Source organism: Acidovorax sp. PRC11 (assembly GCF_031844105.1).
Classification (GTDB): domain Bacteria; phylum Pseudomonadota; class Gammaproteobacteria; order Burkholderiales; family Burkholderiaceae_C; genus Paracidovorax.
This window is the reverse complement of the sequence record NZ_JAUZUQ010000041.1, coordinates 1-16,988: the sequence shown is the minus strand read 5'-3', so window position 1 is coordinate 16,988 and position 16,988 is coordinate 1. Positions and strand designations below refer to the sequence as shown.

Annotated in this window: 12 protein-coding genes and 4 pseudogenes; 3 read left to right on the top strand and 13 right to left on the bottom strand. The window is 65.7% G+C overall.

Annotated elements, in window-relative coordinates; genetic code table 11:
• Window positions 1-270, bottom strand: a pseudogene (locus Q9R47_RS23815) (FAD-dependent oxidoreductase); the annotation flags it as partial.
• 2 nt (window positions 271-272) lie between these two features.
• Between Q9R47_RS23815 and Q9R47_RS23810 the strand changes: the two are divergent.
• A pseudogene (locus tag Q9R47_RS23810) lies at window positions 273-1,469 on the top strand (amino acid permease); the annotation flags it as partial.
• A 7-nt stretch (window positions 1,470-1,476) separates the two neighbouring features.
• Window positions 1,477-2,274: pseudogene (locus Q9R47_RS23805) on the top strand (sugar ABC transporter); the annotation flags it as partial.
• A 206-nt stretch (window positions 2,275-2,480) separates the two neighbouring features.
• On the opposite strand, the gene Q9R47_RS23800 reads toward Q9R47_RS23805, so the two are convergent.
• The 6 genes from Q9R47_RS23800 to Q9R47_RS23775 form a co-directional block, all read right to left on the bottom strand.
• Window positions 2,481-2,903 carry a PACE efflux transporter gene (locus Q9R47_RS23800; RefSeq protein WP_187723862.1) on the bottom strand — a complete coding sequence of 141 codons (423 nt, stop codon included), beginning with the start codon at window positions 2,901-2,903 and terminating at the stop codon, window positions 2,481-2,483.
• A 94-nt stretch (window positions 2,904-2,997) separates the two neighbouring features.
• Entirely contained in the window at window positions 2,998-3,504 is a 507-nt protein-coding gene (locus Q9R47_RS23795) for a 5' nucleotidase, NT5C type (RefSeq protein WP_187723861.1), read from the bottom strand.
• Window positions 3,505-3,744: 240 nt separating this feature from the next.
• Window positions 3,745-6,447 carry a DUF6351 family protein gene (locus Q9R47_RS23790; protein WP_311235579.1) on the bottom strand — a complete coding sequence of 901 codons (2,703 nt, stop codon included), beginning with the start codon at window positions 6,445-6,447 and terminating at the stop codon, window positions 3,745-3,747.
• A gap of 238 nt (window positions 6,448-6,685) precedes the next feature.
• A complete protein-coding gene (locus Q9R47_RS23785; protein WP_226858770.1) occupies window positions 6,686-6,910 on the bottom strand; it encodes an NnrU family protein in 225 nt (74 codons plus the stop codon).
• Window positions 6,911-7,106: 196 nt separating this feature from the next.
• A complete protein-coding gene (locus Q9R47_RS23780; protein ID WP_011117152.1) occupies window positions 7,107-8,654 on the bottom strand; it encodes an IS91-like element ISPps1 family transposase in 1,548 nt (515 codons plus the stop codon).
• A 108-nt stretch (window positions 8,655-8,762) separates the two neighbouring features.
• A complete protein-coding gene (locus Q9R47_RS23775) occupies window positions 8,763-10,046 on the bottom strand; it encodes an NAD(P)/FAD-dependent oxidoreductase (RefSeq protein ID WP_226858768.1) in 1,284 nt (427 codons plus the stop codon).
• Here Q9R47_RS23775 and Q9R47_RS23770 point away from each other — a divergent pair.
• Window positions 9,936-10,925, top strand: a pseudogene (locus Q9R47_RS23770) (NAD-binding protein); the annotation flags it as partial. The gene Q9R47_RS23775 and the pseudogene Q9R47_RS23770 sit on opposite strands and share 111 nt — an antisense overlap.
• A 121-nt stretch (window positions 10,926-11,046) precedes the next feature.
• Here the strand turns inward: Q9R47_RS23770 and Q9R47_RS23765 are convergent.
• The 6 genes from Q9R47_RS23765 to Q9R47_RS23740 form a co-directional block, all read right to left on the bottom strand.
• Entirely contained in the window at window positions 11,047-12,039 is a 993-nt protein-coding gene (locus Q9R47_RS23765) for a tripartite tricarboxylate transporter substrate binding protein (protein ID WP_187723858.1), read from the bottom strand.
• An 88-nt stretch (window positions 12,040-12,127) separates the two neighbouring features.
• Window positions 12,128-12,928, bottom strand: a complete 801-nt coding sequence (pcaD, locus tag Q9R47_RS23760; protein WP_135149213.1) for a 3-oxoadipate enol-lactonase — start codon at window positions 12,926-12,928, stop codon at window positions 12,128-12,130.
• Window positions 12,929-12,955: 27 nt separating this feature from the next.
• Window positions 12,956-14,167, bottom strand: coding sequence for a 3-oxoadipyl-CoA thiolase (pcaF, locus tag Q9R47_RS23755; RefSeq protein WP_015914173.1), 1,212 nt, complete (start codon window positions 14,165-14,167; stop codon window positions 12,956-12,958).
• 75 nt (window positions 14,168-14,242) lie between these two features.
• Window positions 14,243-14,896: a 3-oxoacid CoA-transferase subunit B gene (locus tag Q9R47_RS23750; RefSeq protein WP_088888401.1), complete on the bottom strand. Its 654-nt coding sequence runs from the start codon at window positions 14,894-14,896 to the stop codon at window positions 14,243-14,245.
• A 27-nt stretch (window positions 14,897-14,923) separates the two neighbouring features.
• Complete coding sequence (locus Q9R47_RS23745) at window positions 14,924-15,619, bottom strand: 3-oxoacid CoA-transferase subunit A (RefSeq protein ID WP_187723857.1); 696 nt, start codon at window positions 15,617-15,619, stop codon at window positions 14,924-14,926.
• A gap of 214 nt (window positions 15,620-15,833) precedes the next feature.
• Window positions 15,834-16,988: IS91-like element ISPps1 family transposase (locus tag Q9R47_RS23740; RefSeq protein WP_311235578.1), on the bottom strand; the 1,155-nt coding region annotated here is incomplete at its 5' end.

Genomic DNA, 16,988 nt, shown 5'->3' with positions numbered 1-16,988 from the left:
GGGGAACAGGCCTTTCTTGACCTTGATGCCCTGCGCCTTGGCCTGGTCCTCGGTCAGGCCCACCCAGGCCACTTCGGGGTCGGTATAGGCCACGCTCGGGATCACGCGGGCGTTGAAGGCGGCGCTTGCCAGTTCCTTGTTGCCCTGCAGTTCGCCGGCGATGACCTCGGCCGCCACGTGCGCCTCGTGCACCGCCTTGTGCGCCAGCATGGGCTGGCCCACGATGTCGCCGATGGCGAAGATGTGCGGCACGTTGGTGCGCATCTGGATGCTTCGGCTTCGCCCTGGGCTGGAACTACTGGTACAACTGGGCGGTGACGATTGCCGTGGACCTGGTGGCCGCGCAGCTGGTGATGGCCTACTGGTTCCCCGGCGTCAACGGCCTGCTGTGGAGCGCAATCTTCCTGGCGCTGATGTTCGGCCTGAACTCGCTGTCGTCCAAGGGCTTCGGCGAATCCGAGTTCTGGTTTGCCGCCATCAAGGTGGTGACCGTGCTGGTCTTCATCGGCGTGGGCCTGCTGATGGTCTTCGGCATCCTGACCGGCGGCGCCCCCGACGGCCTGTGGGGCAACATCGCCAACTTCACGGCCGGTGACGCGCCGTTTGCCGGTGGTTTTGCGGCGCTGATCGGCGTGGCCATGATCGTGGGCTTCTCCTTCCAGGGCACGGAGCTGATCGGCATTGCCGCCGGCGAGTCCGAGAACCCCGCCCAGAACGTGCCCCGCGCAGTGCGCAAGGTGTTCTGGCGCATCCTGCTGTTCTACGTCTTCTCCATCCTGATCATCGGCCTACTGATCCCCTACACCGACCCGCAGCTGCTGCGCAACGACCTGGGCGACATCAGCGTCAGCCCCTTCACCCTGGTGTTCGAGCACGCCGGCCTGCTGGGCGCGGCGGCGGTGATGAATGCCGTGGTGCTGACCTCGGTGCTGTCGGCCGGCAACTCCGGCATGTACGCCTCCACGCGCATGCTGTACGCCCTGGCGCAGCAGAACATGGCGCCCAAGATCTTCGCCCGCGTGAATGCGCGCGGCGTGCCCATCATGGCGCTGATCGCCACCACCGTGATCGCGGCCCTGTGCTTCTTCACCAATGTGTTCAGCCCCGAGTCGGTCTACATCTGGCTGCTGAACCTGTCAGGCATGTGCGGCTTCATCGCCTGGCTGGGGATTGCCATCAGCCACTACCGCTTCCGCCGCGCCTGCGAGGTGCAGGGCTTTGACACGCACCAGCTGCCCTACCGCGCCGCGGCCTTCCCCATCGGGCCCATCTTCGCGTTCGCGCTGTGCCTGATCATCACCCTGGGCCAGAACTACCAGGCCTTCCTGGCCGAGACCATCGACTGGACCGGCGTGATCGCCACCTACATCGGCATCCCGCTGTTCCTGGCGATCTGGTGGGGCTACAAGCTGGGCAAGGGCACGCGCTTCATCCAGCTGCAGGACATGGACATCAGCGGCGCCCGCTGAGCCACCGGGCCGCGGCCAGCTGAACCATCTTTCCGAAGACTCAAGCAATGATGATCTTTACCGTGCCTATCAACGGGCGGTGCACGTGTCGTTCAATGCGCTTGAGCAGATCGACGTCTTGCGCGTCAGCGCGTATTCACCCGACGACGCCGCCACCTTGTCCCGCGCGCTGATCGGGCTGGCCGAGGAATTCGTCAGTTCGATGAACAAGAAAGGCGTGGCCGACAAGCTCAAGGTCAGCGAAGAATCGGTCCGGCTGGCCGAGCAAAAGGCGCTTGCCGCTCGCGAGGCGCTGACGGCGTGGCGCACCACGCACGGCAATATCGACCCGACCGCCACGGTGTCGATGCTGCTGAACCTGTCCAGCCAGCTTGAGACCGAGTTGAGCAGCGCGCAGATCAATCTGGACAAGATCCGCGCGCTGGGCAACAAAGACCATTTCATGCTGAAGCCCGCCCAGATGCAGGTGGTGGCCTTGAAGAAGCGGATCGAGTCGGTGCGCCGTCGCCTGAGCGGCCAGGGCAACACCGAAGCCAAGCAGCTCAAGTCCTACGAGGCGCTGAGAAATACCCAGGCCTTCGCCGATTCGAACCTGACCTTGGCGCAGCAGTCGTATCAGCAGGCCATGACGGATGCACTGCGCTTGCAGCGGTACCTGTCGATCATTGCGCAACCGGTGCCGACCGACCGGCCGAGCAGCCCGCGCACGGCCATTCTGTTGCTGCAAGCGCTGGCGCTGGGATTCGTGTTGATGTTCATCACCCGTGTGGGGATGGCGTTGTTGAGGGGGCTGCGGCATGGTTGAAAATTCGGTTGAAAACCCGGTTGCAAACCCGGTTCAAAATTCAGTTCAAAAAACGGTTGATCCCGCTGGTATAATCAATATGTCCACTACGAAGGAACCACGCGGTTTCTCACTGGTTCACGTATTTATGAAGCGGAGATTGTACTAGGCGCCGTGACCGGGCCACCGGTTTGCTTTTTTTCGACGAGCATGGACTTGCCCTCGGCTCATTTCCGGGCGGATGCGGGCAGGCCGAAGAGCCGGTCGAAACTCCAGTTGAACGCGAAGGTATATACCAGGAAGAACCCGGCGAGGCCGATATTGAGCACGAGCGCGCTGGCGAGCGTGATATCGAGCCATGCCGCGGTGAGCGGGACAATGATCAGCAGCAGGCCCGCCTCGAAGCACACCGCATGGGCGACGCGGCGCCCGATGCTGCGACCGCCAGTCGCCTGCCGCGCTTCCCATGCCTCGAACAAATTCGTGAAAAGAAAATTCCACATGATGGCGATGGCCGATGTCACGACCGACAATGCGCCGGCATGGGCCAGGCTTTTGCCGGACAGCATCGCAAAACCCACGGTGCAGACCGATATGGCGATCGCCTCGAAGACCGTGACGTACACCAGCTTTCTCTTGATTCCCTGCACCGGAGTCTCTTTCGATGTTTTGACGGGGCATGATTTTAGCTGCCGCAGGACAAGGATGGGAGATTTCGGCAGGCGCCGGAATGCGCCGGCTGTGTCAGGAACCCGTGCTGCCTTCCTGTTCGAGGTAGAGCGCTGCCAGTTCCTGCAGTGCCCGCACCGTGGACGCATGGTCCCCGGTATGCAGGATGCCGTGCCCGCCGCGCGATTCCCATTGCTCGATATTGGCCGGGGTGTCGTCGATCAGCACCTTGCCCGGTCCGCTGTAGTCTTGCTTGAGTCTCTTCGGCACCACGTGGACCGTGAACTCCGGTCCGAAAATGCGCGCTACCCATTCGCGTTTCTGTTCCTGGAAGATGCGCGACGATGGCGCGCCGGTCAGGAACACCGGTTCAAGGTCGCGCGTCGCCTCCCATAGCTGCATGCAGCCTTCGATCAGTTCCAGCTCCGCAAAAAAGCGCTTGTCGCGGTTGATCGCCTTCCATAGGTGATTGCGGTCGAGCTGGTCCGGATGCTTGCCGGTGAGCCGCTTCACGCGCGCGTCGAAATCGGCGAAAACGCCGTCCAGGTCGAGAAAGACCTGCAGTTTGGGATGCTGCGCCATAGTCCTGCCTGAAAAAATGCGTGGGACTACATCATCGCAAACCGGCGCTTCCCGCGCTTTGCTTGCAAGCGAAGGAAGGCTGCCTGACCTCCGCTGCTAATGCCCGGTGCCAGGCTGAAGGAAGGGAATCCACGGACCTTTACCAAGCTGCGGGCGCCATTTCGCGGCCTGCAGTCCGCGACGACGGATGCGCCGGCCGGGCCGGCGCATCCGATTGGGTCACCCGCTTACTTCACCCGCTTACTTCTGCAGCGGCTGTCCCGCTACCAGTTGCCCCGGTCCCGTGACCCTGAGCCAGGTGCCGGCCAGCGGTTGCTCGGCCAGGCCCGGCTTGCTGTAGTCGCAGACGCCGCCTGCGAACACCTGCCGCAGCCTGGCCAGGTCGGCGTCACGGGTGGCGCCGGTCCAGCCCGGATTGAGCGCCGCATAGCCTGCGTAGTCTTCTGCGCTGACCGGCTTCAACTGGCATTGCACCACCCTGCCCGTCAACGGTTCGCCGGCTTCGAAGCGGGGATAGGACGACGCCGGGAACATTGCATTGCAGCGCGACGGCGTGGCGCCGGTGCTCACCGTGCCGGCCGGCTGCGCCGTCCCGTTCCCTTTCAGGAACACGGTGTTGAAGCCGCCGAAGGTCTGCGGCTCGACGATGAAATCGTTCGCCGCGCCCGGCGTGCTGGCGCCGAAGCAGCCGTCGACCAGGTCGGCCGGCTTGTTGCGCACCACCGCGGCCGCGCGGCTGGCCGAAGTCTTGTCGTTGACCGTCGCGGTCAGCCAGCGGTCCATGCTGTCGAACGCTTTCTCCAGCACGATCTCGCGCCGGCCGCTGTAGGCCGGGCGCGGCGGCAGGACCGGGCTGGCCGCGTGGGCATGCGGGTCCTGCACGAAGGCCGCGACATTGGCCTGGCCATTCCACATCACGTGGTTGTCGAAGTGGCCGTTGGCCGCTTTCAGCCGCGCCCGCACCATGTAGTGGAAAAACTTCAGGTGCAGGTCGCCGGCGCCGGTGGCCTCGTTGTTGAGACCGTCCATATTGAGTATCGCGGTCTGGGCCAGCCCGCCGCCGCCATACATGATCATGCCGGAACGATAGGCATTCTTCAGGCCTTCCACGTCGGGCTGGATGCGCGCCGCGGTATGGTTGCCGTCGATGTCGACGCCGCCTATCTTGTCGTTCAGGTTGATGAACTGCGCCATGCTGACCTGGCCGCTGTTGAGCGCATTCAGCCCGTACTGGACCCCGACGTTGGCACTGTAGCTGCGCCCAAAACCGGTGGCAGGGTCGATCCCCAGCGTGTTCTTGTTATGGTCGGCGACGTTGGGCCGCAGGCCGGTCGGGTTCGGTTGCAGCGGGCTGACCGGCGGCGGCGTGTAGCCTGCCGTCGGGATGGTGCCCATGGGCGCGCTGGCCACCGCATTGGCCGGGCTGTATTTCCTCTCGTTGCCGATGATCGCCCTGAACACCGAGCTGTTGCCGGCGCCGGCCATCACGTTGTCGCGGTCGCCGGCATTCGGCGTGCGCAGCACCGAGTCCAGGCGTCCGGCCCAGAAGCTGGCCTGCTGGCGCACGCTGTGATAGGTCGTGAAGCCGGACACCGCGGCGATGTCGCTGTTGCTCCAGTTGAGCAGGCTGGCATCGGCCGCGCGGCGCGCCGCCGTCGCATTGTCGTAGGTCGGGTCATACGGCGCGTTGGGCAGCGGCGCAAAGGTGCCGTTCTCGGTTGTGCCGCCCTTCGTGTGGTTGAGCTGGAAGTTGTAGAAAAGCCGGCCTTCCAGGCTGGCGATGTTGGTATTGTCCGGGAAGCCGTTGAACATGACCAAGCCGTCGATGAGGCCCGGGTAGACGTCGGCGATCATGCTTTGCTGTATGGACGAGCCCGAGTTCCCCCAGCCCATCGTGTAGAGGATGGGACCGTAGTTTTCCGCCACCCGTTCCTTCACCATCATCATGGTCTCGGCCGAAATGATGTGATTGCAGTTCTGGCCGAAGAAATTCAGCGTCGAATTCGCCACTGCGTAGCCTTTCCTGAGCGGCAGGTCGTTCAGCACATTGAAGTCGCCCGACACGCCATTGGCCGACGCGGTCGACCCGCCGACCGGTCCCATGGACGTGCCCTGCACATACCAGCCGCCGCCGCAGCTCTGGCCGAACGGATACACCAGCTTGCCGTTCCAGGACTTCGCCGGCGTTTGCGGGGTCGGGTTCGGATTGGCGACCGGGTCGCCCAGCACCGCGGTCTGGTAGATGCCGCGGTTGATCACGCCGGTCTCGAGACGGACGATGTAGGGCACCTTGCTGCCGTCGGCCAGCGTGGTCTGCTCGACGCTGGCCGGCGGATTCGCCGGGTCGTAGCGCTGCCAGACCGCAGTGCCGGCCTTGCTGGCGTCGTGATAGACCCAGTCGACACGGGTCGGCACGGTACAGTCGGCATTCGTGACCGGCGCGTCGGACAGTTTCGGTCCGCCCGGGTAGATCGTGAAGTTATGCGTCTCGCAGGCGATAGGCTGCTCCTGCGGCGCGTACAGGATGGGTCCCTGCAGCGGATAGTTGGTCAGCGTAAGGCTGGCACGCACCACCGACGGATCGGCCGCGTCCAGCACCTCGATCCTGTTCTCTCCGTTGCTCATGCCGGTTACGGTGCCCAGCAGCGCGCCGCTGTTCGGCGCCTTCCTGAACGCCGCCGACACATCCCTGCCGTTCAGGCGGATGACGACGTTGTCGATCGCGCCGCCTGCCGCATCGCTGACCTGTATCAGGCTGTCGCCGCCGCTGGCCATGCCTTGCGGCGATGACACGCTGGTGACCCTGAGCGACGCCTGCGCCGGCGAGCCGCCGTTTCCGCTGTCATTGTCCGAGCCGCTGCTGCCGCATCCGGCCAGCAGCGCAAGCGCGAGCGCGGACAGGTGCCGCTGCTTTTTCAGCCTTGCCGATAAGGGGTGTTTCATTGATTGTCTCCAGAGTTGAAAGGTTATTTTCTGCCGGATCTTTGCCCGCGTCCCTGTGCTCCGCCGCCTGCGCCGCGCGGTCTTGTTAAAGGTGCCGACGACCGGCCCGACAGGAGACTTGTGCGGGATGCCGGCTCATAGGCGAGCTTTATCTTGCCATGGATTTTCAGTCCACGAACAGTTGATTCTTCGTTAAGAAACGCTACAGCCCGGCCTGCAGCAGGCGGCAGGCGTGACGTCAGCCGAATGGCCTCACGCCCAGCCACAGCTGATGCAGCCAGAACGCGAACGCGGCCCAGGCGACGACACCTGCCACGATCGCACCCAGGGTGCCGGCCATGGTGCCGGCCGGGTAGCGGGTGGCGGCCGCGCGGTCCCTGCGCCTGGCGGCCGCCAGCGAAGCCAGCGACCAAATCAGGAAACTGCCGAACAGCAGCAGGTCCGCAAGCGACCGGTTCGCCAGCAGGTGGGACGGATAGGAAATTCAACCGCATGAGGCCAAGTATGGCACGAGTTTTGGGCCTCGAAACACGTTCGGCCAAGGAAGGTTGAGCGCTCGCTTGCCGCTCAATGGCAAGAGCTTGGGAGGCAGTATGCATTTGGGCCTGGCGCGCGCGCAGCTGCTTCCCCGCAGCGATGGATACCGCCGCTTCACTGGGTCACCAATTGACGCGCTGGTCTACCTCGTCGGGTTGAGCTGCCAGATCCCAATCCGGCTCGCCTTGCGCACCATCATCCACCGGCGCGTCGCAGCCCTCCCACAGCGGTGGCCCGCGTGCCGGGGTGATGTGCGGGGGGGCAGACTCCACCCCGATGTGGTTCAGGATGTGGCGGATTTCGGCGCTGTGGGTGATGAAGGCAATGATGCGCATCTGCCCACCGCACATGGGGCACAGCAGCGGAAATGCCTCGTAGATGCGGGCAATCAGCACCGCCCACAAGTAATGCGCCGCTCGCTTCGGGCGTGCTTCAGGTTCGGGTGTGGGTGTGGCCGCGTTGCCCGGCGCCGCCACCCCAGGTACGCCCGCGCCAGGTTGTGCAGTCTCCACCGTGGCTGGTTGCGACGCAGCAGGCTGAGCCAGCGCCGTTACCGCCGCTCTCAGCGGCGAGTTTGGTGCCAGCACACCAAAGTAGCGGTGCCGGTGGGTGCGTGGCGGTGGCACCAGCGCGGCGATGCGGTCGATCAGTTCCAGCGGTGTGAGGTGCAGCTCATCTGCCTTGGCACCACGCTTGTCACTGGTGGGCTCGCTGCGCTGTTTGGCACAGCGGTACACCAGTTTGCTTCCCTCTTTGCGTAGGCGCTCCATGGAAAACGGTGGACGCGCGCAATAGCGCAGCAGCCGCTCCAGCGCAGCGCGGTCGTGGGCTTCGATGCAGACACCGGCGTCCACCGAGAAGCCGCTGTGTTTGTAGCCCAGCATGTCTTTGGCGTCACAGTTCTCCAGCAGGCCCCGAGCAACGAAGGCGCGCAGGATGCGTTTTTGCAGTGTGGTCTGCACTGGGGCCACGGTAGCCGCATCGATGCCGGTGGCCGCGTGAAAGATGACACCCGGCGATGAGATTCGAGGGGTCGCATCAGCATCGCCCTCGCCCTCCACTTCCTCAAACACCCCGTCCACCACACAAACGTGGAAGTGGACGTGTTCATTGAGGCTGGAGCCGAATCGGTGAATGAAGGCGATGGCACCGATGTGCAGGCCTGCCTTGTCCATATGGGCCGCACCGGGGCTGTGGGTCTGCAGAGTTTGTGCGATCACCCGCAGAAAGATGCGCAGCACCATGCTCAGCACCGCTCCGTCGCGTTGCATGAAGTACCGCAACCTCTTGGGCACGGAGAGCACCCACTGGCGCACCGGCAGGCGGGGGAAAACGTGGTCGCTCAGGTGTGCCGCCGTCTCCACCATCCGCCGCGTGGTGCACGAGGGGCAGACTCCCCGGCCTTTGCAGGAGAAGGCTACAAAGTAGTCGTGCCCACAGTCGCCGCAGCGAGCGCGGGCAAAGCCATGGGCAAAGATGCCGCACTCAAGATACTTGGCAAACGCTTTGCGCACGAAGGGCTTGGGGGTGTGGTGGTCGCCCTGGCCGTCGAACTGACCCGCGCTGGCCAACTCTAGCCAGGTCTCGTAGTGCTCGGCTACCATTTGGTAGAGCAGCGTGCGTTCGGGGTGGCGTGGGTTGTAGAGCTTGGGCTTGGAAGTGGCTGACATGAATACTGTACAAATGCACAGTATTCTGCGGCGATTGTTTGGGTACGCAAAGCACAAGGCCCGAACCGTCGCCAGTTCGGGCCTTGTCAGGGTAGCTTGGCTGCGGACTTACTTGCGCGCAGGCGGCACATCCGTGCAGCTGCCATGCGCCACTTCCGCCGCCATGCCGATGCTCTCGCCCAGCGTCGGATGCGGGTGGATGGTCTTGCCGATGTCGACAGCGTCCGCACCCATCTCGATGGCCAGGGCGATCTCGCCGATCATGTCGCCCGCATGCGTGCCGACCATGCCGCCGCCCAGGATCTTGCCGTGGCCCCGGCCAGCATGGCCGTCTCCTGATCCTGCTTCGGGGCTGTCGTCGAACAGCAGCTTGGTGACGCCTTCGTCGCGGCCGTTGGCAATGGCGCGGCCCGAGGCCGCCCAGGGGAACAGGCCCTTCTTGACCTTGATGCCCTGCTGCTTGGCCTGGTCTTCGGTCAGGCCCACCCAGGCCACTTCGGGGTCGGTGTAGGCCACGCTGGGGATCACGCGGGCGTTGAAGGCGGCGCTGGCCAGTTCCTTGTTGCCCTGCAATTCGCCGGCGATCACTTCCGCCGCCACATGCGCCTCGTGCACCGCCTTGTGCGCCAGCATGGGCTGGCCCACGATGTCGCCGATGGCGAAGATGTGCGGCACATTGGTGCGCATCTGGATGTCCACGTTGATGAAACCGCGGTCCGTCACAGACACGCCGGCCTTGTCGGCAGCGATCTTCTTGCCGTTGGGGGTGCGGCCCACGGCCTGCAGCACCAGGTCGTAGGTGCCTTCGCTCTTCGTGCCGTCCAGGCCCTCGAACTGCACCTGGATGCCTTCGGGCGTGGCCTGGGCGCCCACGGTCTTGGTCTTGAGCAGGATGTTGTCGAAGCGGTGCTTGTTCATCTTCTCCCAGACCTTGACGAGGTCGCGGTCCGCGCCCTGCATCAGGCCGTCCATCATCTCGACCACGTCCAGGCGGGCGCCCAGCGTGCTGTACACCGTGCCCATTTCCAGGCCGATGATGCCGCCGCCGACGATGAGCATCTTTTGGGGCACGCCCTGCAGCGCCAGTGCGCCGGTGGAGTCCACCACGCGCGGATCGTCGGGCATGAAGGGCAGGCGCACGGCCTGGCTGCCAGCGGCGATGATGGCCTTCTTGAACGCCACCACCTTTTTGCTGCCGGTCTTGTCCTGGCCGGTGCCGGTGGTTTCGCGGGATCGGCGCTGTTGGTGAGCAGGGCGGCAGCGGAGGCTGCGGTGGCCGACAGCGTGATCCTGCGCACGCCCTGGGGCATGCTGGCGCTGCTGCTGGGCTTCCTGGGCATCAAGGCACTGGTGATCTGGACGCTGGCGCGCGTGACCGCCATGCCCTACCAGGAGCGGCCGGTGTTCACGCTGCTGCTGGCGCAGGGCGGCGAGTTCGCCTTCGTGGTGTTCCAGGCCGGCGCGGGCTTTCGCGCGATTCCGGCCGAGATGGCGTCGCTGCTGATCGGCGCGGTAGCCTTGTCCATGCTGATCAGCCCGCTGCTGCTGGTGCTGCTGGACCGGGTGCTGCTCAAGCGCTTTGCCACGCTGAAGACCGCCCCGCAGGCGCAGGAGATCTCCGAGCCGCAGTCGGCGCCGGTGATCATTGCCGGCTTCGGGCGCTATGGGCAGATCGTGGCGCGCATGATGCTGGCGCAGGGCGTGCCCGCCACGGTGCTGGACCACAGCGTGGAGATGCTGGAGGTGGCCCACACCTTTGGCTACCGCGTGTTCTATGGCGACGCCACGCGCGTGAACCTGCTGCGCATGGCCGGCGCCGAGCATGCGCGCATCCTGGTGGTGGCGGTGGACGCGCCGGAGCAGTCGCTCAAGATCGTGCAACTGGCGAAGAAGCACTTTCCCCAGTTGCAGATCGTGGCGCGCGCGCGCGACGTGACGCACTGGCACGCGCTGCGCGATCTGGGCGTGGAGCATGTGGAACGCGAGGTGTTCGAGTCCAGCCTGCGCACCGCACGCACGGTGCTGGAGCTCAACGGCCTGTCGCCGCAAGAGGCCGACACCTTGGCCGAGCGCTTCCGCGCGCACAACATGGCGCTGTCCAACCGCATGTACGAGCACCACAACGACCGCGAGGCCATGATCGCCGTCGCCAAGCAGGGCCGCGCCCAGCTGGTGGAGCAGATGGCCAAGGAGCGCCAGGAACGCATGGCCGCGGCGGAGGCTGGCGCCGGCCTGCCGCCCGATGTGCCCCAGGCACCCAAGGCTCCATAACAAAAGAGCCTGTAGCGCCCACCTATCAAGCGCTACAAGCTCTCGTATCAATAGCAGATTACCGCTACCCCTCCACACGCCGTGTGAGGGAGGGTAAGGGGCTGAACCGCTCAGCGAAGGGTCAGTCGGCCGTCGCGCCGGACTCCTTCACCACCTTGCCCCACTTCACGCTTTCGGCCTTGATGAAGGCGGCGAACTGCTCGGGTGTCTCGGCCACTACGTCACCGCCCTGCTCGGCGATCTTCTTCTTCACGTCGGCCTGGTTCAGCACCTTGATCAGCGCGGCGTGCAGCTTGTCCAGCACCGGCTTGGGCGTGCCGGCCGGCGCAAACATGCCGAACCAGGAGGTTGCCTCGTAGCCGGGCACGCCGGCTTCGGCGATGGTCGGCACGTCAGGCAGCTCGGGCGAGCGCTTGGCGGTGGTCACGGCGATGGGGCGCAGCTTGCCCGAGCGCACGTGCTGGATGGCCGAGGGCATGTTGTCGAACATGACGGAGGTCTGGCCGCCCAGCAGGTCGGTCATGGCGGGGGCGCTGCCCTTGTAGGGGATGTGCAGCAGATCGGTGCCGGTCATGCTCTTGAAGAGCTCGCCCGACACGTGGGGCGACGCGCCGCTGCCGGGCGAGCCATACGTGATCTTGCCGGGGTTGGCCTTGGCATAGGCGATCATTTCCTTCACGGTCTTGAACGGCTGGCTGGGGTGTGCGACCAACAGGTTGGGCACCGTGGCCACGCGCGACAGCGGCGCAAAGTCCTTCACCGGGTCGAAGGGCATCTTCTTGTACAGCGACTGGTTGATGGCGTGCGTGCCCACCGTGCCCATGAACAGGGTGTAGCCGTCGGCCGCGGCCTTGGCGGCCAGCGATCCGCCAATGTTGCCGCCCGCTCCGGGCTTGTTGTCCACCACGACGGACTGGCCCAGCTCGGTGGTGAGGCCCTGGCCCACGATGCGCGCCAGGATGTCGGTGGTGCCGCCGGCCGAGAACGGCACGATGATGGTGATGGGCTTGGTGGGGAAGTTCTGCGCCAGGGCGCCCAGGGGCAGCGCGCCGGCGGCGGCCACGGCCAGGGAGGCCAGCAGCGTGCGGCGGGTGGTGTGATGAAGGTTGGTCATGCTTGTTTCCTCTTTCTCTAGGATTGGATGAATGGAAGGAAGCGGCGTGGGCAGCGCAGCAAGCCGCACTGCATCGCCGCCCGCGGTCTCAGCCGCGCAGGAACTGCGCCAGGGCCTCGTCAAAGGCCTGCGGCGCTTCCAGGTTGGACAGGTGCGAAGCCGGCACCTCGGCCAGCCGCGCACCGGCAATGGCCGCCTGCATGAAGCGGCTGTCGGCCACGGTGGTCACGGGGTCGGCGCTGCCGGCCACTATCAGCGTGGGCACGTCGATGCCACCGACCTGCGAGCGCAGGTCGGCCAGCGCCAGGGCTTCGCAGCAGGCGGCATAGCCCTCAGGGGAAATGCCGGCAATCCAGCTCTGCGCGCGCAGCACCACGTCCGGCTCGGCCGCGCAGAAGGCTGGGGTGAACCAGCGCGCGGGTGACGATGCGGCCAGCTCCGCCATGGCGTCACGGCCCTTTTCGCGCACCAGCGCGGCGCGGGCCTGCCAGCCTTCGGCCGTGCCGATCTTGGCGGCGCTGTTGCACACGGCCAGGCTCAGCAGGCGCTGGGGCTGGTGCACGCCCAGCCACAGGCCCGTGAAGCCGCCCATGGAGATGCCGCAGAAGTGCGCACGCTCGATCCGCAGCGCATCCAGCAGCGCGACCACGTCGCCGCCCAGCAGTTCGAAGGTGTAGGGGCCGGGTGTCACCACGCTCGCGCCGTGGCCGCGCGTGTCGTAGCGCACCACGCGGAAGTCCTGGGCGAAGCGCGCGGCCTGCGCGTCCCACATCTCCAGCGTGGTGCCCAGGGAGTTGGAAAACACCAGGGCCGGGGCGCCCTCGGGGCCTTGCACGCACACGCGCAGGCGCCCGCCCTGCACATCCACCCAGCGTTCTTGCTTGTTCATGCTCGCTCCTCGGGTCACGCGACGCGCTTACACGCGCTCCAGCACCACGGCGATGCCCTGGCCCACGCCGATGCACATGGTGCACAGCGCGTAGCGGCCGCCCAGCGTGTGCAGCTGGTTCACGGCGGTGGTGGCCAGGCGCGCGCCCGAGGCCCCCAGCGGGTGGCCCAGGGCGATGGCGCCGCCCCACTGGTTGACGCGCTTGTCGTCATCGGCAACACCCAGGTCGCGCAGCACGGCCAGGCCCTGTGCGGCGAAGGCTTCGTTCAGCTCGATCACGTCCATCTGGTCCAGCGTCAGGCCGGTCTGGGCCAGCACCTTGCGCACGGCAGGCGCGGGGCCAAAGCCCATGATGCGCGGCGCCACGCCGGCCACGGCCATGCCCACCACGCGGGCGCGGGGCACCAGGTTGTATTGCTGGGCGGCCGCCTCATCGGCCAGCAGCAGCGCGCAGGCGCCGTCGTTCACGCCGCTGGCGTTGCCGGCCGTGACGGTGCCGCCCTCGCGCACCACGCCCTTGAGCTTGGCCAGCGCCTCCAGCGTGGTGGCGCGCGGATGCTCGTCCTGGCTGACCACGACGGCGTCGCCCTTCTTCTGGGGAATGACGACGTTGACGATTTCCTTGGCCAGGTAGCCGGCGGCCATCGCGGCGGCGGCCTTTTGCTGGCTGGCCAGGGCCATGCGGTCCTGGGCCTCGCGCTCGATCTTGAAATCGTCAGCCACGTTCTCGGCCGTCTCGGGCATGGAGTCCACGCCGTACTGAGCCTTCATCAGCTTGTTGATGAAGCGCCAGCCGATGGTGGTGTCGTACACCGCGTTGCTGCGGCTGAAGGCGCTTTCCGCCTTGGGCATCACGAAGGGCGCGCGGCTCATGGACTCGACGCCGCCAGCGATCATCAAGCGCGCCTCGCCCGACTTGATGGCGCGCGCGGCGGAGCCCACGGCGTCCAGGCCCGAGCCGCACAGGCGGTTGATGGTGGCGCCGGGCACGTCGATGGGCAGGCCGGCCAGCAGGCTGGACATGCGCGCCACGTTGCGGTTGTCCTCGCCGGCCTGGTTGGCGTTGCCATACAGCACGTCATCCACCGCTGCCCAGTCCACGCCAGGGTTGCGCTCCATCAGCGCCTTGATGGGCAACGCGCCCAGGTCGTCGGTGCGCACGCTGGAGAGGGCGCCGCCGTAGCGGCCGAAGGGGGTGCGGATCGCGTCGCAGATGAAGGCTTGGCGGGCGTTGCTCATGGTGTCTCCGAAGGGAATATCAAAAAAGTGAGCTGCCAGCGCTTGTCCATCAAGCGCTGGAGGCCGTTTTGGTACTTATTGCTGTGCGGGCTGGATCGGCAGGCCGACGATGCGCTCCAGTTCCTCGTGCGAGAGGCCGGGCACGGTGTCGATCAGGCGCAGGCCCTGGGGCGTGCATTCCAGCGTGCACAGGTCGGTGTAGATGCGCTTGACGCAGGCCAGGCCCGTCAGGGGGTAGCTGCAGGCCTGGACCACCTTGCATTCGCCGGTCTTGCTGACCAGATCCATCATCACCCAGGTGGACTTGGCGCCCACGGCCAGGTCCATGGCGCCGCCCACGGCGGGAATGGCGCCGGGCTCGCCGGTGCTCCAGTTGGCCAGGTCGCCCGTGGCCGACACCTGGAAGGCGCCCAGCACGCAGATGTCCAGGTGGCCGCCGCGCATCATCGCGAAGCTGTCGGCATGGTGGAAGTAGCAGCCACCGGGCAGCAGCGTCACGGGCTGCTTGCCGGCGTTGGTCAGGTCATAGTCCTCCTGGCCCTTGGCGGGTGCGGGGCCCATGCCCAGGATGCCGTTCTCGGAATGCAGCACCACCTCGCGGCCTGCGGGGATGTGGTTGGCCACCAGGGTCGGCTGGCCGATGCCCAGGTTCACATAGGCACCGTCGAAGATGTCCTGGGCCACTCGTGCGGCCAGTTCGTCCTTGGTTCGTTTTTGATAGCTGCTCACGCTGTATCTCCTTGGGCTGAACGGGCTTTACTTCTTGAATCCACCGGCCTGGGTGGCCACGCGCGGCACCTGGACGACCTTGCTCACGTAGATGCCGGGGGTGACCACGGCCTCGGGGTCCATCTCGCCCAGCTCCACCAGTTCATGCACGGTGGCCACGGTGTACTTGGCCGCCATGGCGCACACGGGGCCGAAGTTGCGCGCCGACATGCGGTAGGTCAGGTTGCCCCAGCGGTCGCCCTTCTCGGCCTTGACCAAGGCCACATCGCCGTAGATGGGGTACTCCAGCACGTAGTGCTTGCCGTTGATCTCGCGGGTTTCCTTGCTTTCGGCCAGCTGCGTGCCATAGGCCGTGGGGCAGAAGAAGGCGCCGATGCCGGCGCCCGCGGCGCGCATGCGCTCGGCCAGGTTGCCCTGGGGCACCAGTTCCAGTTCGATCTTGCCGCTGCGGTACAGCTCGTCGAACACATAGCTGTCCACCTGGCGCGGGAAGCTGCAGATGATCTTGCGCACCTGCCCGCTCTTGAGCAGCGCGGCCAGGCCGGCATCGCCGTTGCCGGCGTTGTTGTTGACCACGGTGAGGTCGCGCGCGCCTTGGGCGATCAGGCCGTTGATCAGTTCAATGGGGTTGCCCGAAGTGCCAAAGCCGCCAATCAGTACGGTGGCGCCGTCCTGCACGCCCGCGAGCGCCTCGGCAACGGAATCCGCAATCTTGTTGATCATGTGTTGCTGGTCCAGTGAGGGAAAAGACGGATAGGAAATTCAACCGCATGAGGCCAAGTATGGCACGAGTTTTGGGCCTCGAAACACGTTCGGCCAAGGAAGGTTGAGCGCTCGCTTGCCGCTCAATGGCAAGAGCTTGGGAGGCAGTATGCATTTGGGCCTGGCGCGCGCGCAGCTGCTTCCCCGCAGCGATGGATACCGCCGCTTCACTGGGTCACCAATTGACGCGCTGGTCTACCTCGTCGGGTTGAGCTGCCAGATCCCAATCCGGCTCGCCTTGCGCACCATCATCCACCGGCGCGTCGCAGCCCTCCCACAGCGGTGGCCCGCGTGCCGGGGTGATGTGCGGGGGGGCAGACTCCACCCCGATGTGGTTCAGGATGTGGCGGATTTCGGCGCTGTGGGTGATGAAGGCAATGATGCGCATCTGCCCACCGCACATGGGGCACAGCAGCGGAAATGCCTCGTAGATGCGGGCAATCAGCACCGCCCACAAGTAATGCGCCGCTCGCTTCGGGCGTGCTTCAGGTTCGGGTGTGGGTGTGGCCGCGTTGCCCGGCGCCGCCACCCCAGGTACGCCCGCGCCAGGTTGTGCAGTCTCCACCGTGGCTGGTTGCGACGCAGCAGGCTGAGCCAGCGCCGTTACCGCCGCTCTCAGCGGCGAGTTTGGTGCCAGCACACCAAAGTAGCGGTGCCGGTGGGTGCGTGGCGGTGGCACCAGCGCGGCGATGCGGTCGATCAGTTCCAGCGGTGTGAGGTGCAGCTCATCTGCCTTGGCACCACGCTTGTCACTGGTGGGCTCGCTGCGCTGTTTGGCACAGCGGTACACCAGTTTGCTTCCCTCTTTGCGTAGGCGCTCCATGGAAAACGGTGGACGCGCGCAATAGCGCAGCAGCCGCTCCAGCGCAGCGCGGTCGTGGGCTTCGATGCAGACACCGGCGTCCACCGAGAAGCCGCTGTGTTTGTAGCCCAGCATGTCTTTGGCGTCACAGTTCTCCAGCAGGCCCCGAGCAACGAAGGCGCGCAGGATGCGTTTTTGCAGTGTGGTCTGCACTGGGGCCACGGTAGCCGCATCGATGCCGGTGGCCGCGTGAAAGATGACACCCGGCGATGAGATTCGAGGGGTCGCATCAGCATCGCCCTCGCCCTCCACTTCCTCAAACACCCCGTCCACCACACAAACGTGGAAGTGGACGTGTTCATTGAGGCTGGAGCCGAATCGGTGAATGAAGGCGATGGCACCGATGTGCAGGCCTGCCTTGTCCATATGGGCCGCACCGGGGCTGTGGGTCTGCAGAGTTTGTGCGATCACCCGCAGAAAGATGCGCAGCACCATGCTCAGCACCGCTCCGTCGCGTTGCATGAAGTA